Source organism: Pseudoalteromonas distincta, assembly GCF_000814675.1.
In the GTDB taxonomy this organism is placed as follows: Bacteria; Pseudomonadota; Gammaproteobacteria; order Enterobacterales; family Alteromonadaceae; genus Pseudoalteromonas; species Pseudoalteromonas distincta.
In genome coordinates this window covers 489925-512773 of the sequence record NZ_JWIG01000001.1, presented here as the reverse complement: position 1 = coordinate 512773, position 22849 = coordinate 489925, and the positions used below count along the sequence as shown (strand labels likewise).

The 22849-nt window shown below is 38.8% G+C and carries 20 protein-coding genes and 1 tRNA gene; 8 read left to right on the top strand and 13 right to left on the bottom strand.

The annotated features are described in order from the left end of the window. Nucleotides 1–37 precede the first annotated feature (37 nt). Complete coding sequence (locus QT16_RS02235; protein ID WP_024604747.1) at nucleotides 38–379, top strand: YajD family HNH nuclease; 342 nt, start codon at nucleotides 38–40, stop codon at nucleotides 377–379. A gap of 58 nt (nucleotides 380–437) precedes the next feature. Here QT16_RS02235 and QT16_RS02230 read toward each other — a convergent pair whose 3' ends face one another. Then, complete coding sequence (locus tag QT16_RS02230; protein ID WP_039485215.1) at nucleotides 438–1796, bottom strand: serine hydrolase domain-containing protein; 1359 nt, start codon at nucleotides 1794–1796, stop codon at nucleotides 438–440. A gap of 219 nt (nucleotides 1797–2015) precedes the next feature. On the opposite strand from QT16_RS02230, the gene QT16_RS02225 reads away from it, so the two are divergent. Beyond that, nucleotides 2016–2288, top strand: a complete 273-nt coding sequence (locus QT16_RS02225; protein ID WP_238719403.1) for a hypothetical protein — start codon at nucleotides 2016–2018, stop codon at nucleotides 2286–2288. Between the two features lie 124 nt (nucleotides 2289–2412). Here the strand turns inward: QT16_RS02225 and QT16_RS02220 are convergent, their stop codons facing one another. The 4 genes from QT16_RS02220 to QT16_RS02205 all read right to left on the bottom strand — a co-directional run bounded on the left by QT16_RS02220 (nucleotide 2413) and on the right by QT16_RS02205 (nucleotide 5196). After that, entirely contained in the window at nucleotides 2413–3090 is a 678-nt protein-coding gene (locus tag QT16_RS02220; protein ID WP_008165257.1) for a DUF799 domain-containing protein, read from the bottom strand. 1 nt (nucleotide 3091) lies between these two features. Then, on the bottom strand, nucleotides 3092–3439 hold the full coding sequence (locus QT16_RS02215; RefSeq protein WP_008165258.1) for a DUF4810 domain-containing protein: 348 nt from the start codon (nucleotides 3437–3439) through the stop codon (nucleotides 3092–3094). After that, a complete protein-coding gene (locus tag QT16_RS02210) occupies nucleotides 3439–4119 on the bottom strand; it encodes a CsgG/HfaB family protein (RefSeq protein WP_039485209.1) in 681 nt (226 codons plus the stop codon). The genes QT16_RS02215 and QT16_RS02210 overlap by 1 nt, the downstream gene beginning before the upstream one ends. A 306-nt stretch (nucleotides 4120–4425) precedes the next feature. Then, complete coding sequence (locus tag QT16_RS02205; protein ID WP_039485207.1) at nucleotides 4426–5196, bottom strand: DUF1223 domain-containing protein; 771 nt, start codon at nucleotides 5194–5196, stop codon at nucleotides 4426–4428. Between the two features lie 177 nt (nucleotides 5197–5373). Between QT16_RS02205 and QT16_RS02200 the strand changes: the two genes are divergently transcribed. Further along, nucleotides 5374–6051, top strand: coding sequence for a glutathione S-transferase family protein (locus QT16_RS02200; RefSeq protein WP_039485204.1), 678 nt, complete (start codon nucleotides 5374–5376; stop codon nucleotides 6049–6051). Nucleotides 6052–6103: 52 nt separating this feature from the next. Here the strand turns inward: QT16_RS02200 and QT16_RS02195 are convergent, their stop codons facing one another. The 5 genes from QT16_RS02195 to gss all read right to left on the bottom strand — a co-directional run bounded on the left by QT16_RS02195 (nucleotide 6104) and on the right by gss (nucleotide 14679). Beyond that, nucleotides 6104–7843, bottom strand: coding sequence for a SulP family inorganic anion transporter (locus tag QT16_RS02195; RefSeq protein WP_039485201.1), 1740 nt, complete (start codon nucleotides 7841–7843; stop codon nucleotides 6104–6106). Nucleotides 7844–7998: 155 nt separating this feature from the next. Next, nucleotides 7999–10938 carry a TonB-dependent receptor gene (locus QT16_RS02190; protein ID WP_039485198.1) on the bottom strand — a complete coding sequence of 980 codons (2940 nt, stop codon included), beginning with the start codon at nucleotides 10936–10938 and terminating at the stop codon, nucleotides 7999–8001. A gap of 609 nt (nucleotides 10939–11547) precedes the next feature. Next, a complete protein-coding gene (dps, locus tag QT16_RS02185) occupies nucleotides 11548–12072 on the bottom strand; it encodes a DNA starvation/stationary phase protection protein Dps (RefSeq protein WP_024595435.1) in 525 nt (174 codons plus the stop codon). A 236-nt stretch (nucleotides 12073–12308) separates the two neighbouring features. Beyond that, a complete protein-coding gene (locus QT16_RS02180) occupies nucleotides 12309–12677 on the bottom strand; it encodes a DUF2237 family protein (RefSeq protein WP_039485194.1) in 369 nt (122 codons plus the stop codon). 133 nt (nucleotides 12678–12810) lie between these two features. After that, nucleotides 12811–14679: a bifunctional glutathionylspermidine amidase/synthase gene (gss, locus tag QT16_RS02175; protein ID WP_039485192.1), complete on the bottom strand. Its 1869-nt coding sequence runs from the start codon at nucleotides 14677–14679 to the stop codon at nucleotides 12811–12813. Between the two features lie 299 nt (nucleotides 14680–14978). Here gss and QT16_RS02170 point away from each other — a divergent pair, with 299 nt between their 5' ends. The 4 genes from QT16_RS02170 (at nucleotide 14979) to QT16_RS02155 (ending at nucleotide 19276) form a co-directional block, all read left to right on the top strand. Beyond that, on the top strand, nucleotides 14979–15812 hold the full coding sequence (locus QT16_RS02170) for a mechanosensitive ion channel family protein (protein WP_024590253.1): 834 nt from the start codon (nucleotides 14979–14981) through the stop codon (nucleotides 15810–15812). 242 nt (nucleotides 15813–16054) lie between these two features. Continuing rightward, entirely contained in the window at nucleotides 16055–18127 is a 2073-nt protein-coding gene (locus QT16_RS02165) for a catalase (protein ID WP_039485184.1), read from the top strand. A 104-nt stretch (nucleotides 18128–18231) separates the two neighbouring features. After that, nucleotides 18232–18702, top strand: coding sequence for a GFA family protein (locus QT16_RS02160; RefSeq protein WP_039485181.1), 471 nt, complete (start codon nucleotides 18232–18234; stop codon nucleotides 18700–18702). Between the two features lie 100 nt (nucleotides 18703–18802). Next, nucleotides 18803–19276, top strand: coding sequence for a VOC family protein (locus QT16_RS02155; protein ID WP_039485178.1), 474 nt, complete (start codon nucleotides 18803–18805; stop codon nucleotides 19274–19276). A 225-nt stretch (nucleotides 19277–19501) separates the two neighbouring features. Here the strand turns inward: QT16_RS02155 and QT16_RS02150 are convergent. Next, a tRNA-Leu gene (locus tag QT16_RS02150) sits at nucleotides 19502–19586 on the bottom strand. Nucleotides 19587–19977: 391 nt separating this feature from the next. Here QT16_RS02150 and QT16_RS02145 point away from each other — a divergent pair. Beyond that, on the top strand, nucleotides 19978–20970 hold the full coding sequence (locus QT16_RS02145; protein WP_039485175.1) for a fatty acid desaturase: 993 nt from the start codon (nucleotides 19978–19980) through the stop codon (nucleotides 20968–20970). A 354-nt stretch (nucleotides 20971–21324) separates the two neighbouring features. Here QT16_RS02145 and QT16_RS02140 read toward each other — a convergent pair whose 3' ends face one another. Beyond that, entirely contained in the window at nucleotides 21325–22098 is a 774-nt protein-coding gene (locus tag QT16_RS02140) for a polysaccharide deacetylase family protein (protein WP_039485172.1), read from the bottom strand. Further along, nucleotides 22095–22814 (bottom strand): GDSL-type esterase/lipase family protein, encoded by a 720-nt coding sequence (locus QT16_RS02135; RefSeq protein ID WP_052201191.1) that lies wholly within the window; start codon nucleotides 22812–22814, stop codon nucleotides 22095–22097. The genes QT16_RS02140 and QT16_RS02135 overlap by 4 nt, the downstream gene beginning before the upstream one ends. Between the last annotated feature and the right edge of the window lie 35 nt (nucleotides 22815–22849).

Below are 22849 nucleotides of genomic sequence, written 5' to 3'. Positions count from 1 at the left end.
TATTGATCACCGAAATAGTAAATTTATCAGGAATACTATGAGTAAGAATAACGCAGTGCCTCAGGCTTATGTGAAGCAAGAGGAAGGGTACCGAATTAAAGCCTTAAGATTGTACCCTTGGGTATGTGGGCGTTGTGCCCGTGAGTTTGAGTACTCTAATTTACGTGAGTTAACGGTGCATCATATAGATCATAACCATAGTAATAATCCAGAGGATGGCAGTAACTGGGAGTTATTGTGTATTTATTGCCACGACAATGAGCACAATAAATACCACGAACATATTATGTATGGCGGGTCGACTACAGAGCGAAAAGTTGAGGCTGCAACGCATTCTCCATTTGCCGATTTAAAAGCGATGCTTAATAAATCAAAGTAGCTTTAGAGAGAGCTATTTAGCAAGAGCGAAGCATTGTGTGCCTCGCTCAAACTTGTCGCTAAATTTTAATCGCCTCAGTGGGCGTTGTTGATAATCCACTAAAATACTTCATTACTAATTGGCCTTGGCTGTCTTTTTCTATTACTAAGTAATTGTTTGAATTAGGATAGTAAAAGCTATTTTTAGACATGGTAATTAGTTTTGTTTTATCGCCACCGGTGCGCTTAGAGTACAAAACGTCATTTTCAAAAATTAGGCTGCGTAAGGTGTTTTTATCAATACGGTAATCACCCAATACGGGCGCTAACTGCTGCGCTGTTACATCTGCTTTTTTAAACACGGGGAGCGCAATACCCAGTGCTTTGGCTGTGAGTTTTTCGTTGATAAAAATAGGGGTTATGTGGTTTGAATTAGCCAGTACTGCAACATATAGCTTTTGCTCTGGAATATAGCGTGCATGTGCTAAAAAGCCATTTATTCCGCCAGTGTGTTTAATTACGGTGTATTCATTCAAAGGCTTAATAATTAATCCGTAACCATAGGATGAAAAGCTGCCGTCATTGAGTTTAAAAGGGCTGACCATCTTCTCATAACTTGCTTTACTAATGAGCCTGCCAGACGATAGGGCACTAAACCAAATGTTTAAGTCAGTTGGAGTAGATATAAGCGCACCAGCGGCATATGGCCAATCCATATTAATGTAGCTGGTGTTGATAAATCCTTGCTCTGTTTGCTCATAGCCAGATGCGCGATGGGCAACAAGTTCTTGCCCTTCATAACTACTCTGGTTCATTTTTAGCTTTTTAAATATGTGTTGTTCAATAAAGTCTTTGTAAGACTGGCCACTTGCCACTTCAATTATTTTACCAAGCAGTGAATAGCCGGTATTTGAATAAGCCATCGCTTCGCCGGGTTTAAACACCATTGGGTGTTTGGCAAATCTCGCTAACGCATCGTCAACGCTGGTGGGTACTTGTATTTCTTTATCAAAGAGATCGTCGTCATCTGTGTAGTTGGCGATGCCTGAGGTGTGGGTTAATAAGTTTTCGATTGTGACGAGGTTGCCTTCAGTAGGAAAGCTTGCAACATACTTATGAATATCATCGGTAACCGCTAGCTTACCTTGCTCTTGCAGCATCATAATTGCAGCTGCAGTAAATTGTTTTGAAATAGAACCTAAACGTAAAACGCTTTGCTCATTAAGTGCAATGTTATGCTCAAGGTTGGCAAGCCCGCGCGCTCCTTTAAAAAGTACTTTGCCATTTTTACTTATAATTACCGATACCCCGGGCTCGTTTTCAACTAGGCTCTCGTTAAGAATTTCCTGATACTGCGAGGCTGTCGGGTTTGCTTTTACAAGGCTGGGTGTTAATAGCGAGAGGGCTAACAAACAGCTAGCGTAAAATGGCTTAATCATATTCATCCTTTTAGTTTTTATACCAAACCTGTAAATAGGTTTAGCAATCCTTGTACTTATTAGTGAATTAATATTGCACAGCTAAAAAGTAAACACAATTATCAGATTTTATAGGGACTCAGTAATAGGTATAATCGCCGCGTTTATTGGTTTTTATTATTTTCTTACAAGGAAGTTATTTATATGCCTGATATAACGGCTCTATTTTATATTGCGATTATGGCTTTTTATTTATTACACAAAAACGAAGAGGGCAAAATATTAGTGCCCATAATAGGTTTTGCTGCAATTCCTCTTTTTAGCAACGATTACTGGCTATGGTTTAAGGTAAGCGTAGGATTAGGAATTTATGTATTGATGGTGGAAAAAGCTAAAGCAGGGTATACCGGTGGCGGGGCTGTTTCTGCATTTGCTATGTTTTTTATGGTGGCTTTTTTAGTTAGTATTATTATAAAAACTATTTTTTCTGTTGCTATTAATTTTAGTTTTTAAAATCTGCTCTAAATACTTAAAAGTAACTTTGCTAAGGTTTTTAGCTAGGTAAGCTTTTATTAAAAAGGCCGAATCCCATTTAATGATTCGGCCTTTTTAAGATTTAGGTTAATAACAATAAGAGTTATTTTTTCTTTTCGCTTGGTGCTGGTTGGCCATAATTAGGTGAACGAGGTCCATATAATAAGCCGTTGTAAACATCTGAAGAAAGTAAGCGTGTTGAAGTCATTGCTGCGATTTCAAAGCCTTTATCGGTTACCGTTTCAGCAATTTGATTGATTGCTGCAATAACAAGCATACCTACAAGGCCACCACCGCCATTACTTTGTTGTTCAGCTGAAGAGGCTCTTGCTTTGCCTTGCCATAATTGCTCGCCAGTGCGTAAATCAACTAGTGAGGCTGACACAGTTACAGCTGTTTCGCTAGAAATTACAACATAGCTAGTGCCGTATTCTTCAATAGTGATGTAAAGCGCAGAGTCTGCACCAAAAATTTCATGTAATTTATTCACCGGTACTTGGTGTACGTCGCTTGCAACAGTGAGGCCATTACCTTTAAAGGTTTGATCAACTAAAGCTACAGGAAAAACATAAAAACCCGACTCAGCTATAGGCGCGACCATTTGAGTCATCACACTGTATGGTGCAATTACTTCAGGTGTATTATTTAGCGGAGGTAAAATAATAACTGAGTGAGGGTCTGCTTGTTTAAATGCTGTGTAGTCATGTGCTGGTGGAGGTGAAACACAACCAGCGAGTAATGCGACTAATGCGATCGCTGTGTATGATTTTAAATTAAGCATATTAAGCGCCTTTCGCAGATTTTAGAAGGAAGTCGATGTAATGAACTGATTCTGGGAAAAGTGATTTCTCAGTTTCGAAGTGAGTAGTGCCTAATGAAGGATTACCCGTTTCAAAGTACAGCATACCTAGGTGAGCATGTAGGCCAGGTGCAACATTCTTACTTTTGTTTGCGGCATCGGCAATAATTTGCTCAAGCATACTAATTTGCTCTTCGGCTGTTACGTCATCTGCTTTTAAATAGGCGTATACGGCAGTGCTATAGTCACCGTAATAGTAAATAGGTTCTTTCGTTGAGTTACAACCCGTTAGGGCTATACAAACAAATGCTAAGGTAATTAGCTTTTTCATTATTTATTGCCCCATTGGCCAGCTTCAAGACCAGTAACTAACTTGTTAACGACTTCGCGAATAGCTAGGTCAAGTACTTTGCCATTTAATGTGGCATCGTATGAAGCTGTGCTACCAAAACCAATAACTTCACGTTCTGATAGGCTGTATTCACCAGCACCTTGCACTGAATAAATAACTTCTGATGTAGTAACATCAACAACATTAAGCGTTACTTTAGCATAAGCAATTTGCGATTTACCTTTACCCAATAAACCAAAAAGCTGGCGATCGCCAATGGCTTTACGGCCAAACTCTGTTACATCACCAGTTACAACAAATTTAGCACCGCTAAGAACTTGTTTTGTACCTGTTAACTTTGCTTCTTCTGCAAGGGCTGCCATATTGTCGCGATCAAGCACACTAAAGCGATTTGTTTGTTGTAAGTGGCTCATTAGTGTTGTTTTTGCTTGGCTGCCTAAACGGTCTTGGCCTGATGAAAATATACCATTTTGAAAGCTCGAACGGTTTACAAACTGACCTACGACTAGTTTGCTTTTTGTACCTGAGTAGGTTGTGTTATAGCTAGCAACAGCTGGTGTTTCTATTACTTTTGATGATGTTGTAGCACACCCAGCTAAAGAGGAAGCTGTAATTGCAGCGATTACAATTGTTTTAATGTGGCTTTGGTTAATTCGCATAAATTTTTGTCCATATAGATAATTGCAGAAGTTTTTATTGATAGGCGCTTGATTTTTATACTTATAAGTCAATTACTTATTTCAAGAGTCCATTCAACTTACTTTATAAACAAAAGTCGATGTAAATACAATGTTATTTATGTTTTATACAGGTACACACAATAAAAAAGAATAAATTCTTTGTAATAACAATGCTAATTCATTAGTTTTTAAATTATTGAAAGCCTTTTTCTATAGTTGATATACAGGGACATTTATTGCGCGCTGAGTTGTTAATTAGTAATTTTATTCAATTAACTTTAATTTTTAAAACCAATCGGCTGCAACTTGTAGTGGAGTAGGGTCGCCTTTTTTAGATACCCAAAACACTAAGGCTTGCTTTGTTGGCGATATTTTTTTAGCGCGAGGCATGGTCAAGTCAGTTAATGATAATTGCTGCTTGGTCTGCATGTCACTTTGCTCGTAGCCAATAACAACAAAGTCGTGTTTTAACTTATGGCCTGCGTTTTCGCCGCTGTGTATTTGTGTTTCTATGCCAAAGCCTAATAGAGCTACATGGGCTATTAAGTTTTGGTTAGTATTATCTTCGGTATTAACAGTATCGTATTCGAGATTAATTTTACTGTTGTTTATAGTCGCTTTTAAATTACCTGAATAACGGGCTTTAGCTACAGGAATAGCTTGTTTATAAAACCAACCTTGCCACCCTTTGCCGTTAACCATAAATCCTGGAGTAGCTACAATCCTACTTTTACCGAGTGCCTTATACGTGCGTTGTCTTTTACTAAAAACAGCAGAGGCAAATTGGTCTTTCCATCCTAAATAATCCCAATAAGTAACATGAAAATTAATAGGGATTAAATCAGTCCATAGTTTTTCATCATCTGTAAACGTTGAAATCCAGCGCTCTGCTGGTGGGCAACTACTGCAACCTTGCGATGTGTAAAGCTCTAAAAAGGTAGTCGGATTAGCTGTACTAGAAATAGTTACTTGCTCAGCAGCTTGGCTTTGAAAGCAAAAAATTATTAACCCAACAAGTGAGATTAAAAATGGATGGGATAGTGCTTTAAAAGGCATGTTACTTCTCGCAAAGGCTGATATTGCATTCAGCCTAAATGATATTTACGAATGAAGTATCACGAAATACTCACAATTAAATCACGTTTTAACTGTGTATTTTACTTAGTTAAAACTTAATTTGAACACCCGCTCAAGTTGTGCTTTAATCGTTGCTCAATTATTGAGGAACTTTATATGATTAAATTTTATTTTCACCATACTCCTAACCCAATGAAGGTTGCGCTCTTTTTAGAAGAAACAGGCTTACCGTTTGAACTTGTTCCTCTTGATACTTTAAAAGGTGAGCAACATACACCTGAATTTAAAGCAATTAATCCAAACGCTAAAGCGCCAGCAATTGTTGATGGTGAAACGCGTGTGTTCGATTCGAATGCTATTTTAATGTACCTTTCTGAAAAATATGGGAAGCTTGAAGGCAAGGGCGATGACCGCGCTGAAATGCTGTCGTGGTTAATGTTTATCGCATCGGGTTTAGGTCCGTATTCAGGGCAAAGTGTTCACTTTAGACATATGGCGCCAGAAGGGCTTGATTACGCGGTTAATCGTTATTTACGTGAAGCGCAGCGCCATTACGAAGTACTTGATACGCACCTTGAAGGTCGTGACTTTATTGTGGGTGATACGTATACCATTGCTGATGTATCTGCATGGGGCTGGATTGATAAAGCACCGGTTGTATTAGGTGAAGAGGGGTTAGCACCGTACCCAAATCTTAAGCGTTGGTTTGAAAGCATTGATAGCCGCCCAGCGGTTGCACGTGCACGCGCAATTGGTACAGATATAGCCTTTAAAAAAGAGTTTGATGAAGACGCTAAAAAAGCGTTTTTTCCTTCAAACTACCCAAAAGTATAAAAAGTAATTAATACTAAACAGCAGATCAGTTAGCTGATCTGCTTATTGTATTTTATTGCTGTGTGAGCGGTTCTTTATTTTCGTCTGACTCAAACAAGCTAACCTCTTGCGTGTGCTGGCTTACGCTATTTCTTTTTAGGGCGATGTATAAGTCTGAGTGAATATATATACCTTCTTTTCCTGACTTCATTCCTGCAATATCAAACCACGAAAGTAACTGACGTTTTCTACCTGCAAGCTCAAGCCTTATATCGCGCTTTTTAAATATAACGTCGAGATCTGCAAGCATGGCCATTACACTTAAATCTAAATGAGTAAAGCAGGGCACAGCGTCAATTATTACACATTGAGTGTCGTCTTTTTGCCTTGCGTATTGCTCAAGTAATCTGCGTTTAAAGTAGCTGGCATTAAAGTAAGTTAAAGGTGAATTAAAGCGATAGATAAACACGCCTTGCACCGATTTTGCTTTATCTGTGGCGTCTAAGCTTCTTACTACACCGTTAACATCTACGCCTAATATGTTGTCTGTTGGGCGCATAACAGTGCGAATAAATTGAAATAACCCTAGTAATACAGCAAGTGTGATCCCTGGTATAATGCCAATAAATAACACCGCAAGTAAGGTGGCTGAGGCGAGATAAAATGCCTGTTTGTCTTTTCGTTTTAATTGCCAAACAGCTTTTAAATCGAGTAAGTGTACAGAGGCAATAATAAGTACAATACCTAGCGCTGCGCTTGGAATAAATTCAAGTGGGGCTGTTAAAAATACAGCTATGACAGCAATAATGGCCGCTGCAATTATTGATACTAACTGCGTTTTACCACCTGTTGCATCGTTAACAGCGGTGCGTGAGTCGGCGCCACTGACGGCAAAACCTTGCGAAAGAGCTGACGCTATATTGGCAATACCTAACGCTCTAAATTCTTTATCGGCGTCTATGTCGTAGCCATTTTTAGCAGCAAAGCTGCGGGCAGTTAGCATCATACTAACAAAGCTCACGATGGCTAAGTTAAGTGCGGGTACCACCAGCTCACGAATAATCCCTAAATCAAAAACAGGGGTATTAAAAACGGGAAGCCCGCCAGTTACGGTGCCAATGGTTTTTATATCAAATTGTTTTAAATCAAAAATCCATACCAAAAGCGCACCAAAGGTAATAGCAAACATAGATGCAGGCCACGTGGGCTTTATCCGTTTCATGGCAAAATAGACCACCAGTGTAAACAAAGCCATTAATAAGGTTGGAACGTGTGTTTGCGCTAGGTACGTGGGCACACCACCGAGGCGTTCAAGTAAGTAGCGCTCATCAAAAGTAAAACCAAATACTTTAGAAAATTGACCCACAATAATAGTGATGGCTACGCCGTTTAGTAAGCCCATTAAAATAGGTTTAGATAAAAAGTCGGCTAATACACCTAACTTAAATTTACTGGCTATAAAGCACCAAAAGCCGGTCATAGCGGTCATGGTGACAACAAGTTGCCAATGCTTAAAGCTGTCACCTGCAGCAAGAGGTGTTACTACAGCGGCAATAACGGCGCAGGTTGCGGCATCAGGGCCGACTATTAATTGTTTTGAAGTACCAAAAAGTGCATATAGCATCATTGGCAGTATGCAAGAGTATAACCCTACGGCGGCGTTAACACCGGTTAGTTGTGCGTAAGCAATGGCAACAGGTAAAGCCACTGCCGCTACTGATAGCGCCGCCCTTACATCATCAGCAAACCATTGGCGTTCATAGTGCAGCAATGTATTTAAACCGGGCATAAAATTATATAAACGCGACAGCACTTTAGTTTTCCTGCTAATAGTTACAACGTTTTGATAGTAAATTTAATATTCAAATAAGTATAGCTAGGTGGGTGTGTTTTTTACGTAATATAAAGCCACTTTTTTATAGACGTAAAAAAGCCTGCATAAAAGCAGGCTTTAGTTTTTAGGGAAAATTAAAATTTAGCGCGAATACCAAAGCTGTAACGGCGATCCGCTTCAGTGTACTTCCAAGCACCACCTAGTTCAGATAGGTAAATAGAAGGCTCACCCGTTAAGTTGGTCGCATTACCTACTAAGGTCACGTTTTCGTTAATGTCCCAGCTTGCTGAGAAGTCTAACTGGCCTCTGTCGTCACGGTAGTTATTACCGTAAACAGTACCTTCTGCTGAAATACTGCCGTCTGAGTTAATATTTTCTACACGTTTCTCGTTTTCAGTATCTAAGAAACTGTCACGGTAGTTATAAGCTAGGCGAGTAGAGAAACCTTCGTATTCCCAAAATACTTGTAAGTTATACGTATTTTTAGAAATATCTAATAACGGGTTACCGTTTGGTTGTTCGCTGTCTGCGTATGTGTAGTTTGCGTTAATGCCTAAGCCAGAAAATGCACCAGGTAGGTCTGTAAAGAACTGTTGATAACCAACTTCAAAGCCTTGTACTGAGCCGTTTTCACCATTTACATTTTTAACAGTATCGATACCCGTTAGTCCTGCGTCACGTAAGCCTGCAACATGGTTAAAGCCATCAGCATCTACTGGGAAGTCAGTTGCATCCGAGTAAACTAGGTTATCTTGTGAAACACCTGCAACGTCAAGCTGACATACTTGGTTCCATTGAGTTACGTTTTGACCTGTTGAAGTGCTTGATGCAGCTACACAGCTACTTTCGTTACTTAAGAAAGATTCAACATCTTTATAAAATACTGCGAAAGAAATTACGTTACCTTGGTCAAAGTAATGCTCTACAGATAAGTCGTATTGCGTTGCACGATATGGTTCTAAATCAATAGAGCCTTGCGTTGCACCTGTAATGTCGTTATTAACGTCAAATGCAGGGCTTAGTTCGCTAAAGTCAGCGCGGCGCATAACTTTTGCAGCAGCAAAGCGGAATAATGTTTCGTCTGAGTAGTTATACGTAACGTTTAAGCTTGGTAAAAAGTCGCTGTAGTCATTGTCGCCAGTTACTTTTTCGCCATTAAGAAATACGCTAGATTCTAAATCTGTAGTTACATAACGACCACCCACAATCGCAGTGATGTTATCAAAGTCTAAGTACGCTGATATATACACGGCAGCTGTATCTTCAACTACGTTGCGGTATGCGCTTTCTTGGAACTCTTGGTTATCTGAGAGACTCCCCGTTGACGCTAGGTTAGTACCTGCAAGTAACTGCTGAAGTTGAGCGTAAGTATTGGCCGGGTTAGATAAACCGTTGTAGCTTAAAAAGGTTAGTAGGTCGTTTTGTCCCGAATGACCTAGTTGGTCAAAAGAGTTGTCGTGGCTAACTGTTGTAAAGCTATTTGAAAAAGCAGCGTTGTAGTCATCAACCCATAAAGTGGCTAACGAACCGTCTGAGTCGTTAAATGCATTTTTATAAATGTCTTTAATTTCTACTTTGTATTGCTCATATTCGTAATCGCGGTTAGTAACACGTACACCCGCTTTTACTTTAGATACCCAGCTTAAGCTGCTGAGAGGTTCAAACATTTCAACATCAAAACGAATAGCTGTTTCGTCATTGTCTGTTCTTCTATCTTCACTTTTAAACGTACGAAGTGCTAAGTTTTGTGGGTCAGTAAATGCATTAGGATCTGAATGAATGATGCTTGGTAATTTATTACCGTTTTGAGAGAATGCACCATCATATAAATGATTTGTTAGCTGAGTTCCGCCACTTGCTTCAAATGTTGATTTTTCGATTGGGCGAAGTGTAAATTCAGAATCAGGTCTTACGCTTTCTGATGATGCTACCGCAATTTCACCAGAGATTTTGATGCTGTCAGTAAGATTCCACTCTGCACCAAGTGCATTTGAAAACGAGTCAGTTTCACGAAAGTCACTGTATGTTTTAGGAATACCAAACTCGTTTGTTAACGTGTAATTATTTACGCCGTTAGCATCTTGAGTTGTATTTGCATCTGTTGATAACGAACCTGCGACACCTAAAATAGAGTTACCAGCTTGTTCACCTGAGCGCTTTGTGCCGCTTAAATCAAGATACACCATGCCATTACCAGATTGTGGTGCCCATTGAAGAGATAAATTTACAGCAGTTCGTTTACGTTGTTCTACATATTGTTCAACACTGTGCTCGTCTCTTACGATAGCGTTGCCACTAGGTGTATTACCTTCTTGGCCATTAATTTCGATATCTTGAGGTTTAACACGGCTAGACGTTTCATCTTGGCGAATTTCGCGATCTTGGAATGAAAACATAGCAATGGCACCAAAGGTACCCATTTCATCAAAGTCCCAGTTGTTACCAATTGAACCACTAAAAATAGGAGCTACATTTTCTGTCTTATCAGCGTATTCACCATCTAATGAAACTGCGCCTGTTAGTTTATCTAACTCTAATGGGCGAACTGTTTTTAAACTAACTGTTCCGCCTAATGCACCCTCAATCATATCGGCAGTAGGAGACTTAACTACTTCTACTGTTTTTAAGAAGCTTGATGGGTAATCTTGCAAGCTAATGCCGTCACGAGAGTCACCAATAGTAGAGCGACCATTTAATTCAACACGGTTTTGAGGTAAGCCACGAATCGAAACACTGTCACCCACACCAAAATCGGTATTAATAGATACGCCAGTAATACGTTGCAGTGCTTCTGCAATATTATTATCAGGTAACTTACCAATATCTTCAGCAACAATTGCATCTACAATACGTCCGTCAGTACGCTTAAGCATAGCGGCGGCTTTCATACTACCTAGCATGCCTTTTACTTCAATAACCTCAATGTCTGCAGCTGCCGTTTCTGAAGCTGCGGGAGCCTCTTGCGCTGCAATATTTGAAGAAGCCATTAGTAAAAGGGCTGCGGCACTGATTGCTGTAGAGCTACTTCTTTTATGTTTATTAATTAATGTTGAAGTAATTTGATTGAGTTTCATGTATCTCTCCCGTTTGGGTACGACTTGCGTCATTGTGTGTGTGTTGTTACTTGGCTTGGTTAACCAATTTAACTGTTTCTTTCCTGTAGTGTGTCATACAGGTGGTATGGTTGAAATTAATCCAATTCAACTTTATTTACAACCTTTGTTTACCAAAATTTCACAATATGTATTACAAAAACCTCTTTTATTTTTCTTATATTTAATAAATTTAATGGCTTATAGTGTGTTTTTATTTTTTGTATTTTGAATGAATTTTATTGAAGTATCTTTACCAAAGGCATTTTTATATATTATTTGTACTATTTAATACATTTGTTAGTACTATTTTTAAATTTTATGCCGTACTTTTATACGTGTTTAGTTTACTTTTTAAGTGATATTGAATTGGAAGAGCGACCATTAAAAGTTCTAAATGATTTATAAATTTGCGAAATAGTGGAGAGGTTAAAATAATTAAAAATCATTTTGGTAATACCAATTCTCTATTGTTTTTATATTGATTTTGTACTAGCTGGGGTGGGGGCGATACACTAGGTAGCGATAAATAGATTTTTACGCAAAAAAAAGCCCAGCATAATAATGCTGGGCTTTCTTACTTTAGATGTATTAGCTCTGTAATTCGCCTGTAGATGATTCTAAATGTGCTCGTATGAACCACTGAAATTGCTCTAAATCGGCTAGTTGGCTGGTGATCATATCTTCAGAGACCGGATCTAGCTCAGAAAGAGTCTCAATTGCTTTACGGTGATCGGCATTAACGCCGTTATATACTTTATCAAGCGCAGCCAAATGCTCGGTGACTAGGCCTTTGCCTACAGAGTATTCGTCCCAAGTACGGCGATCTACAATTGATTTTGGTGTGCCAACAGGTACTGCACCAAGAGTCGCAATTCGCTCTGCAATTGTATCTGTCATTTCGCGCACAATGTCTACTTGTGGGTCTATCATTTCGTGTACGCCAATAAAGTTAGGTCCCACTACGTTCCAGTGAATATGCTTTAAAGTAAGCTGTAAATCTATCAATGCAACCATGCGGTTATCGAGGGTAGCTATTGTTTTTTGGGCTGATTCGTCACTCATACCTGGCGCGGTAAATTTAGTTGTTTTGTTTGATTCGTTATTGTTACTCATAATTTCTCCTACATTAAGTAATGTGTTGCTCATATAATATGTTGCGTTATGAGCATGACTTAAACTTAATGAAGCAACTGTTATGCCGTAAGTTGATTGTTTTTAAAAGTAATTTAAAAACATGGGGTTATGTTTTTATTTGAGATTTTAGAAGCTGGAGGGGTGATTGGGTTTTTGAAAAGCCTGCATACATTTGTAAAATCTGCAGACTTTAATTTAATAACGCTTAAGTGTATTTAAACGTTGGCTTTATATTCGTGCGCTTTTAAAACATCGAGCGGCACTATTTCTAATGATTTTTTATTTGTGGATTCAAGTACCACCGGTGGCGCAACGTTTGCTGAAATAGCATGAAGCCATCTTACTGCACACAAGCACCATTTATCACCGGCTTTTAAACCTTCGAAATCGTAAAGAGGGTTCGGGGTTATTAAATCGTTACCTTGTGATTTTGAAAACTGTAAAAACTCATCAGTCATAATTGCACACACACTGTGATTGCCAAGATCTGATTCTGGTACATAACAAAACCCTTCACGTGTGTAGCCACCATTACCGCAACATAGTTTTAAGCGTGTGCCGAGTACATTAAATTGATTCGCCATGAAATACCTTAATTTGTGGTGTTTAATAAATTTACTCTATCAGGAGTAACTCGCTCGAGATAGCTATAAAATTTAAAAGAGGGAAGGGCTACACAAACTTAAGCCCGCAGCAAAATTGCGGGCTTAGTATTATTTATTTAATACGCAGCGCCATACAATCGCTATGGCCGTTTATGATCATGCTTTTATCAACACGCACGCCACCACCAGAGTATTTTCCGGCGGCGGTAAAACTACATATTTGTACAAAGTAGTCATCTACTTTAGGCAGTGCAAATAGTTGTTGGTATATTTGGTCTTGCTCGGCAAAGTGCCCCATTGTTTTTTCAATAACTTGTTGCTGCTCATCAACGAGTTGAATATTAGCGCCACAGCGTCCCACTATTGGTTTAACTACATATCCGGTTTGTAATAACTCGTCGTTAAGCTCAAACGCGGTATTAAGTAAATATTTATGATTAGGGAATAAGCTCCACAGTATTGGCAAAATAGCCTTGTTACTTGGAATTAATGTCCACAGTGGTTCAAACACCATGATATTTTTACGTAGTAATACATCGACTAAGCGTGGCGTTTCACCAGCTTTGAATTGTGGTTCAAAGTTATCACCTAATGATTGGTCAGCTTCACACTCTTCACGAATTTGATCAAGTGCGGTTTCCCACGACCACGTTTTCCACACATAACTCAGTTGTGCGCCATCTGCATCTACTATGTTGCCTGACTCATTCCAGCTAAGTGTGCTTAAGCCAATTACTAACTTACATTCAAAGCCTGCGGCTTCAATAGCTTCTTTCATAAATAATGCGTGGTAATGTTCTTCTGGTTCATCATCTTGCAGAATATGAACAAGACCTTTTACCTCACTTTTACGCCATGCTTTTACGAGGTCTTTAAATAAATTTTGGCCTGCATCTACACCTGTTTTAACGCCAAAGTGTTTTGCCCATTTACCCTGAACTTTGCCGCTTTCCATGTAACACGATGCCGAATCGCAATTGTATTCGTAAACTTTTAAACCTGCTGCTGTTAAGGCAAAGTCAAACCGGCTGGTAATTAATTGGTTTAAGCGGTTATCCCACGATTGGCGAATTTTATTAAGCACAACATCGGGTAAATTAAACTTTTTTAATAACTCAGGGTGCTGCAATACATAGTCGGTTGCATGCATAAATAAGCCATGCAGCTCATTTGTTGCATGCTCAATGCTTTGCTGCGCCGTTTGAGATATTGCAAAGTAATTATGTTGATCCTCATCTACTGATGTAAGTTTATGGCCTTGCATCATTTCTACGTAGGCAGCTTCATCGTCATTCGCAATATTTAACCATGACTTGTTTGCTTGGCCTGTATCTACTGCTTTATGGGCTTCTATAATAAATAAATCAGTGTTTAGATCAGACGTTGGCTCAGCATATTCTGTTTCATCAGTTTGTGTCATCCAGCCTAAAATAGTGGCGTCGCTGTGAGAGCACTCAATCCAATAGTCGCCATCTTTAGTTACTTTTGCTTTTAGTTCACGGCACCAGTTTTGATTTGTTGGCCATATTTGATGCCCTACATTTTGCTCAGCAAGACGTATTTTATCTTCATGCACTTCAACAATGACAGCAACATGGCCTGTTTCTTCAAATTCGCCGCCTTCTTCCCAAATAAGTAAACTACCTACTTGAGGGTGATGTTTAGCACCATTTTTAAACGCGTTTAGTGGCAATCTGTTTTGGCTATTTACATCGCGTACTGAACGCAGCTCAAAAATATCGTAAGCCATGGCTATGTCATCAAAAATATAACCATGGTTGAGGTACATCCATCTACGGGCAAACTCAACGCATTGCCATTTATAGCCCATGTAAATACCGTCTAGGTAACTACGATAGGCGCTACGATTAGGATAAATGCTTTCGTCAGCCGTATCATAATCAGATGAGTAAACAGCAACATTACCAGGTGCATAACCTAATAAAGTACCAAAATCACTAACAGGAGCAGAAGATTTCATAAACAAAGATGTTAAAAATAAGGTGTGATAATTTGCTGACTATATGAGTCAAACTGCGTTATAGCAAGATATTACTGGGTATAATCTTTAATTAAATATTGGTGCTAAATAGGGCTTAAAATTATATTTTATTAATCCATCGTTTTAAAAGCAGTAGTTAAGAAATCCCTCCTTCAAAGTGCTTATACATGTAAAACTGAACCTATATTCGTACTCTGGTTAATTTTTTGTTAAACTGTTGCGCTTGGTATAGCAAAACTAGCTAAAATTAGTTAAAAGTTTTTAAAACAGGAAAAACAATGGAAGACATAATAAACAACATTGATATTAATCAATATTTACCCGCTGCAATTACGTGGGCAACCAACATATTACTAGCAATTGCAATTTTACTTGCGGGCTTATGGTTAGCGGGCAAAGTACGCAATTTAATTATTGGGTTATGCCACAAATACACTCATCTAGATGATACGCTTTTTCGCTTTTTAGGCAGCATGGCTCGCTACATCATATTAGCGTTCGTTATTATTGCTGTGTTAAATCGCTTTGGTGTACAAACAGCCTCTATTATTGCTTTGCTAGGTGCTGCGGGACTTGCTATAGGCTTGGCGTTACAAGGTGCAATGTCGAACCTTGCAGCAGGCGTTATGTTGCTAATATTTAGACCTTATAAAGTAAATGACTTTATTGAGGCTGCAGGGCGTTTTGGTAAAGTAACAGAAGTAGATATGTTTACTACTATTTTACAAACGTTCGATAATCAACAGGTTATTATACCAAATAGTCAAATTTGGGGCGCGCAAATTATAAACCATTCACATCATCCAATTCGTGGTGTTGATATGCATTTTGGTGTTGCTTACGGTGAAGATACAACGGCTGTACGTAAAGTTATAGATGCCGTACTTGCAGCGCACCCACACATATTAAAAGATCCAGCTCCTTTTGTTGAAGTAGAAACACTTAACAACAGCTCAGTAGACTTTTTAGTAAGGCCATTTTGTAAGGGCGAGCATTACTTCGATATTCTTTACACGGTGCCAGAGTTAATTAAAAAAGCACTTGATGAAAACAACATTGAAATACCTTTCCCACATCGTAAAGTTATTTTAGTTAACGAAAGCAAAGATTAATTAAATTTAAAAATGCATAAACCTAAGAGCACTTTTAAGTGCTCTTTTTTTGTGTGAAAAAGTTACATACCTGTGTAACCTTTTCTTTTATAAATCACCTCAAATACTACATTGTTATCTGTACAGCCCTTTTTTACTAGGTTGGATGGCTGGTCTTTATTTTGCATTTGCATAGTCGCTTTTAGCTTTAAAGCTCATAAAAACTATTGACCCATTAAATCAAACTGTATGAAGGACTAAACATGGCTGAATCATTTAAATACGCAGGTAATAAAGGGCATGGCGGTGAATTGCATCAAAAAGCGTCGGATGAACACCCTACCATGACCACCGCGCAGGGCTGCCCTGTAAGTGACGATCAAAACTCATTACGTGCAGGAAAGCGTGGCCCAGGATTATTAGAAGATCACATAATGCGCGAGAAGATCTTTCACTTTGATCACGAACGCATTCCTGAGCGTGTAGTGCACGCCAGAGGCTATGGTGCACACGGATATTTTGAAACTTACGACACGCTTGAAGATTTAACCTGTGCAGATATTTTTCAGCGAAAAGGTGAAAAAACCCCAGTATTTACTCGCTTTTCTACGGTTGCAGGTAATAAAGGGTCTCCAGATTTAGCACGTGATGTACGTGGTTTTGCGGTAAAATTTTATACCCAAGAAGGAAACTGGGATTTAGTGGGTAACAATATACCGGTATTCTTTATTCAAGATGCGATGAAGTTTCCAGACTTAGTTCATTCAGCTAAAGCCGAGCCTGATCGTGGTTTTCCACAAGCGCAAACAGCACATGATAACTTTTGGGATTTTGTGAGCTTATCGCCTGAGTCAATGCACATGGTTATGTGGGCAATGTCTGATAGAGCTATTCCACGCTCTTTGCGCTTTATGGAAGGTTTTGGTGTTCATACCTTTAAATTTATTAATGCCAAAGGTGATGAAAAATTTGTTAAATTTCATTGGAAACCAAAAGGCGGTATGCAATCGGTAGTATGGAACGAAGCACTTAAGCTAAACGGCGCGGACCCTGATTTTCATCGCAGAGACATGTGGGAATCTATTGGCAACGGCGACTTCCCTGAGTGGGAGCTAGGTGTACAGGTGTTTGATCAGCAATTTGCTGATGAATTTGAATTTGATGTTTTTGATGCCACCAAGCTTATACCTGAAGAGCAAGTACCAGTGCAAATTGTTGGCCGTATGGTGCTTGACCGTGTTGTAGACAACTTTTTTGCAGAAACAGAGCAAGTAGCATTTTGTACTCAAAACATTGTACCGGGGCTCGACTTTACACCCGACCCGCTACTGCAAGGTCGTAACTTTTCATACTTAGATACTCAAACCAAGCGTTTAGGTGGTCCTAACTTTACGCATATTCCGGTCAATGCGCCTAAATGTCCAATGCGTCATTTTCAGCAAGATGGCCACATGGCAATGCACAATCCAAAAGGGCGTGTTAATTATGAGCCAAATTCATGGAGCGCAGGCGAAAAAAACCCGCGCGAATGCCCAGTACATGGCTTTAAAAGCTCAAAGGAACCTGAAGTAAGCGGCGGTGACAAACTGCGTTATCGCTCAGAAACATTCAGCGATCATTACAGTCAAGCTCGTCAATTTTATTTAAGTCAAACAGAGGTAGAGCAGGCGCATATTCAATCTGCGTACGTGTTTGAGCTGTCTAAAGTTGAGCATTTGCCAATACGAGAACGTTTGGTATCGCACTTGTTAAATATTGACGAAACCCTCGCAAATAAAGTTGCCGAAGGACTTGGCTTGCAAGAAATGCCAGACCCAGCTGAAGCAGCAATGCCAACACGTAAAGACTTACCTGTATCTGATGCGTTAAGTATTTTGAAAAATGCGCCTAATACCTTTAAAGGCCGTAAATTAGGTATTTTAGTAAGTGATGGCTTTAATGCAGAAATTTTTGAATCGGTTACCAATGCACTTAAAAGTGAAGGTGCAAACTTTGAAATTATTGCCCCACAAGTTGGCGGTGCTAAATGCAGTAAAGGTAAGCACTTTAAAGCTGATCAGGTTATTAATGGTGGTCCATCGGTTTTATACGATGCGGTACTTGTACTCACCACCGAAGATGGAGCTGAAAAACTAGCTGCCATTGCAGAAGCTAAAGACTTTGTAAGTGATGCGTACGCACATATGAAATTTATAGGCTTTACAAATGAGGCTAAGCCTTTATTTAAAGCGGCAGGCCTTGATGGAAAAGCAGATGATGGTTGGATAGATTTAGAGGTACATTCAGGCGATAAATTTATAAATACATTACGTAATTTAAGATATTGGAAACGTTAGTAAGCTCAATAATTAAAAAACCACAGCATGTAATTGTTGTGGTTTTTTTAAGCTCACCTAGTTAAGGTATTAGTTCAAGCCAACAATAAAAAATTGGATATATTATGAAGCTTAATGGCGCTTGTCACTGTGGCAAAGTGGTATTTACGGTCAACTCAAAACACCCTTATCCTTACAATTTATGTTACTGCTCTATATGCCGTAAAACCGCAGGGAGCGGCGGGTTTGTTATTAATTTAAACGCGCAATACAGCACGCTTGAGGTTACAGGGCGTGAACACATAACTATTTATCATGCAAAAATAGGCGATAAAATCAGCCCTGCAGAGCGTCATTTTTGTAAGCATTGTAGTGCTAACTTGTGGTTATACGATGCACGTTGGCCTGAGCAAGTTCATCCCTTTGCTGGTGCAATAGATAGTGAGTTACCCATACCGCCAGAGCGCACTCATTTAATGCTTGGTAGTAAAGCAAATTGGGTAAATGCGCCCATTAATAAAGGTGACAAGCAGTTTGAAGAATACCCTGATGAAAGTATTGCTGCTTGGCATAAGCGTTTAAACCTCGAAAAGTAACGCAATTTTTTGTATGAGCTAAGCTTAAATTTAGGGGCAATTAAACGCATATTTAGTTAATTAAATATTAAAAATCACCGCGTAAGTAAAGGATAATATTATGGCAGTCTCAGCAATACCAAAAGGGTTTCATTCAGTTACACCTTATTTAATTATGAATGACGCACAAAAAGCGATAGATTTTTATTGTGATGCATTTAATGCTGAACACGTAATGCAGATGCCTTTACCTGATGGTGGAATAGCCCATGCAGAAATAATAATTGGTGATTCGCATATTATGCTTTCAGATAATGGTTCTGAAGAGCATTTAAAAAACCCAAAAGAGCTCGGTGGTACAGCGCTAAGCCTTATGCTTTATGTTGAAGATGTTGATACCGTATTTAAAAAAGCAATTGAGCTTGGTGCAACACTAATAAGACCCGTACATGATCAGTTTTATGGTGATAGGACCGGCACGCTACAAGACCCATTTGGTCATATATGGATCATTGGTACACATAAAGAAGATGTTAGTGACGAAGAGTTAAATAATCGAATTGGGAATATAACAAATCAAGAGCAAGACGCATAACTCGCATGCTAATTAGATTTATGTACCTTTCTAATTACGTTGATGGCTTTAATGGAAGGCTTGTGGCTTGTGGCTTTTGCTTCAGCTTAACTAGGTTTTACCTTGTTATCGACACGGTTTTCTTAACTAAAAGTAGCTCACTTAGTAAAGCGAATTGGTATAGATTACTAGTTAAATTTTAGGCATAAAAAAACCTCAGCCAATAATTAGCTGAGGTTCAAAAAGTGGTACCAGCGGCCGGACTCGAACCGGCACTCCTTTCGGAAGGGGATTTTGAATCCCCCATGTCTACCAATTTCATCACGCTGGCATAATTTTTCTTTAATCTTTTAAGCATAAAAAGATAAAGAAAAACCACTTAAAATAAAAAGGATACTTATATACCTCTTATTCTGTATCCGCATTATACAAACAAAAGAGGGGGCGGCAAGCCTTTTCTTTTATTTGCATAAACAACTGGTTGATAATTAATCGTTTATAGCAAGGAGACTCCATCGGTAAATTTTTTAAGTCTTTTTGGGCTGATATATAAAGCGAATATTTTGGGTTATGAGTGCTATTAAACTGTTATGCGATTGAATAAATAAGCAATTGAACTATTGATAATAGTGAATCGTATTATAATAATTCTTCCTGCTTTATGCCGATTTTGCGTTTAATTCAGGTATTATTTGTACAACAAGGCTTTTAAGATATTAGATATGACTCAATTAAGTGCCAAGCAAAATATTCAGGCGATTGTGAAAGCCATAAAAGCGGAAGAAGCATTACTTCGTCAAAAATACCCATTACTTGCACATCAAAATACCTTAGGGTTAATTATTTTATTGCTGTCGCTTAGCGCATTAATTGGTGTTGGTGTTTTATATTATTTAGCCCTAATACCCGCTTGGGTGTGTATAGTGCTTGCGGCTATTGCTGCGTCTATTTCCCATGAGTTAGAGCACGACCTTATACATAAACAATACTTTAGCAATCAGCCGTTTATGCATAATTTTATGATGCTAACAGTATGGTTAATGCGGCCAAATACTATTAGCCCATGGTACAGACGTAAAATGCATTTACACCATCACAAAACCTCAGGCACACAACAAGACCTAGAAGAACGCTTGGTGGGAAACGGTATTAAAAATCCATTTTTACGTGCGCTAGTTATTGTAGATGGGTTATTAGGGCTAATTATTTCTACTAAACGTTTTAGAAAAGAAATTAATGGCTTTAGTTTTTCGAGTGTTTTTAATGCGGGGTTTCCGATAGCGACTGCGTATTTCGCTATTTTATATAGCGTTATTGTATTTCATATTGTTGATTTATTTATACCACTTTCGCTTAATTCGCCTAGCTGGGTACTAAGTATAATGAACGTGTTCGAATTTTTGATGGTTGTGCTCATTGTGCCTAATATTATTCGCTCAAGCTCGCTTAACTTTGTTACCTCAAGCATGCATTACTATGGCGGCGTTAATAACATGCTTGAGCAAACTCATGTACTAACGAGTCGTTTATTTATGCCGTTTCACTTATTTTGTTTTAACTTTGGTAAAACACATACCATTCATCATTTTGTGCCAAATCAGCCGTTTTATTTACGCCAAATGCTAAGTAAAAAAATACTTAAAGTAATGGCGCAGCATAACGTGCGCTTTAACGATTTTGATAGCATTAAAAATGCGAATGCTTATAAAGCCTAGATAAAGCTAAGTGCAATTAACGCAGTGAAAACAGACAAACATTATTACATGAGTGGTTTAATTGCTAATGTTATAAAAGGCTTTCTGCTGACGCCATTGTTTGTATAATTCTTGGCATAGAGACGAAGGCATATAAATAATCCTTAGCTCTAAAGTGGTTTGTCTTTATCTTCTCGTGTTTAGAAAGTTAAAGCAAAATGACGCCAGCGTGATGAAAGTGGTAGGCGTGGGGAATTCAAAACCCCCTAGCGAAAGGTGTGTCGGTGCGAGCCAGCCCGCTGGATGAATTAATTACTCTTACTACATTTGAATGTGCTTATGTGAGCTTTACTTAGCACTAAAAGCTCCGTACGCTTACTTACCCTCTAAAAACGCGATGAACTCTCCAGCCGATACATACCAAATATCATCTTTATTTGAGAGTGTCTGAATAAGCTGCTCGGCGTAATCCCAGTTATTGTTTTTTGTATTTTTATCAAACTCCCACGAATGGCCCCAAATCATCATCACAGTGAGTTTATTGCTGTTTAGCGCTAAGTATTGCTCTATTAATGGCATTGCGTTTGAGTGGTGAACGGTTGGGTGCCACGCCATGTAGTTAGTAGGGAGTTCAAAATTAAGGGTGTCGTTTACTGTTCGGGCATTAGTAAAGCCAGCTTGCTTTACTAATTTCATCGCAGCTTTATCGTACGAGCCTAAAGGGTACGCAAATGATTGCAAAGGGCTGCCTTTAATTGGCGATAAAATTTGCTTATCACGGGCTAATTGTAATTTCAGCTCTGCTGTATCTAAGTCCGCAAAGCCGGGGTGTGAGTAACTATGGCTTGCTATTTCATGACCTTTATAAAGTGCTTTTACTTCACTTTGTTTAATATATTCGCCTTCTTTACCGGTAAAGGCTTTCATCCATGGTAGCTTTTTAGCAAATAATCCTGAGTTTAAATTAAATGTGCCAACAACCTGGTATTTATTAAATAGCGCCACGAGCTTTCTGTCTTGTGTAACGCCATCGTCGTAACTAAAAATAACGGCTTTAGTCGCGCCGTTAGGGTAGCTTTTTGCAGGCACTTTATTGGCTGTACAAGTAAAGCTTACCGCCATTAACATACCAATTAATAAGTACTTCATTTTAATGTCTTCATTATAGGTGCAAGTTGCTTAGCCCAAAGGGCATAGCCTGCCTCGTTTAAATGGGTACCATCGGTAGTGAGCGCTTCATTAAGCGTGCCTTGTGCGCCTAAAAATGCTGGGTGTAAGTCTATGTAGGTAAATCGTGCGTGCTTAATTGCTTTAATTTGCTTGTTAACCGTTTGCGCCATTTGAGTTATAAAATCGCGATGATCTGGCAAAATACTTTGTACATAAATTTGTGTATTAGGTAGCGCCTCATTGAGCTGAGTCACTATTTTTTCGATATTTTCACTTATCGACGATAGGTTTTTTACTTGCTTTATATAGTGAAAATTAAAAATATCGTTTACGCCAATTTTTAAAAATATAGCTTTAGGAGGGGCTGCTTTTAATTCGTTTAAACGCGCTAAAACACCGTAGGTCATATCGCCACTAATACCGCGGTTTCTTACGCGTAGGTCGTTAAATCTAATGGCCCAATTCAATCCTTGCTCAGTAATGCTATCACCAACAAATACAATATCGCCTTTACGTAAAGGTTGCAGCTTAAAGTGCGCTGTGCGCTCGCCATAGTGGTTTTTTAACCACTGCGACTGAAAAGGAATGAGCGTTTCAGCATTGGCTTTAAAACTAATTAAAGCCGTCCACATTATGAACGCGATAAATATAAAATAGGTGTATTGGTGTGTGTTAATACTTGGTTTATAATTCATAAAAAGCTGCGCTTATAGACATACTAATTTTTCAA

Bases quoted from the DNA above. Each gene is read 5' to 3' on its own strand.
- QT16_RS02235 (WP_024604747.1), top strand. From the start codon at position 38: ATGAGTAAGAATAACGCAGTGCCTCAGGCTTATGTGAAGCAAGAGGAA.
- QT16_RS02230 (WP_039485215.1), bottom strand. From the start codon at position 1,796: ATGATTAAGCCATTTTACGCTAGCTGTTTGTTAGCCCTCTCGCTATTA.
- QT16_RS02225 (WP_238719403.1), top strand. From the start codon at position 2,016: ATGGCTTTTTATTTATTACACAAAAACGAAGAGGGCAAAATATTAGTG.
- QT16_RS02220 (WP_008165257.1), bottom strand. From the start codon at position 3,090: ATGCTTAATTTAAAATCATACACAGCGATCGCATTAGTCGCATTACTC.
- QT16_RS02215 (WP_008165258.1), bottom strand. From the start codon at position 3,439: ATGAAAAAGCTAATTACCTTAGCATTTGTTTGTATAGCCCTAACGGGT.
- QT16_RS02210 (WP_039485209.1), bottom strand. From the start codon at position 4,119: ATGCGAATTAACCAAAGCCACATTAAAACAATTGTAATCGCTGCAATT.
- QT16_RS02205 (WP_039485207.1), bottom strand. From the start codon at position 5,196: ATGCCTTTTAAAGCACTATCCCATCCATTTTTAATCTCACTTGTTGGG.
- QT16_RS02200 (WP_039485204.1), top strand. From the start codon at position 5,374: ATGATTAAATTTTATTTTCACCATACTCCTAACCCAATGAAGGTTGCG.
- QT16_RS02190 (WP_039485198.1), bottom strand. From the start codon at position 10,938: ATGAAACTCAATCAAATTACTTCAACATTAATTAATAAACATAAAAGA.
- dps (WP_024595435.1), bottom strand. From the start codon at position 12,072: ATGAGTAACAATAACGAATCAAACAAAACAACTAAATTTACCGCGCCA.
- QT16_RS02180 (WP_039485194.1), bottom strand. From the start codon at position 12,677: ATGGCGAATCAATTTAATGTACTCGGCACACGCTTAAAACTATGTTGC.
- gss (WP_039485192.1), bottom strand. From the start codon at position 14,679: ATGAAATCTTCTGCTCCTGTTAGTGATTTTGGTACTTTATTAGGTTAT.
- QT16_RS02170 (WP_024590253.1), top strand. From the start codon at position 14,979: ATGGAAGACATAATAAACAACATTGATATTAATCAATATTTACCCGCT.
- QT16_RS02165 (WP_039485184.1), top strand. From the start codon at position 16,055: ATGGCTGAATCATTTAAATACGCAGGTAATAAAGGGCATGGCGGTGAA.
- QT16_RS02160 (WP_039485181.1), top strand. From the start codon at position 18,232: ATGAAGCTTAATGGCGCTTGTCACTGTGGCAAAGTGGTATTTACGGTC.
- QT16_RS02155 (WP_039485178.1), top strand. From the start codon at position 18,803: ATGGCAGTCTCAGCAATACCAAAAGGGTTTCATTCAGTTACACCTTAT.
- QT16_RS02145 (WP_039485175.1), top strand. From the start codon at position 19,978: ATGACTCAATTAAGTGCCAAGCAAAATATTCAGGCGATTGTGAAAGCC.
- QT16_RS02140 (WP_039485172.1), bottom strand. From the start codon at position 22,098: ATGAAGTACTTATTAATTGGTATGTTAATGGCGGTAAGCTTTACTTGT.
- QT16_RS02135 (WP_052201191.1), bottom strand. From the start codon at position 22,814: ATGAATTATAAACCAAGTATTAACACACACCAATACACCTATTTTATA.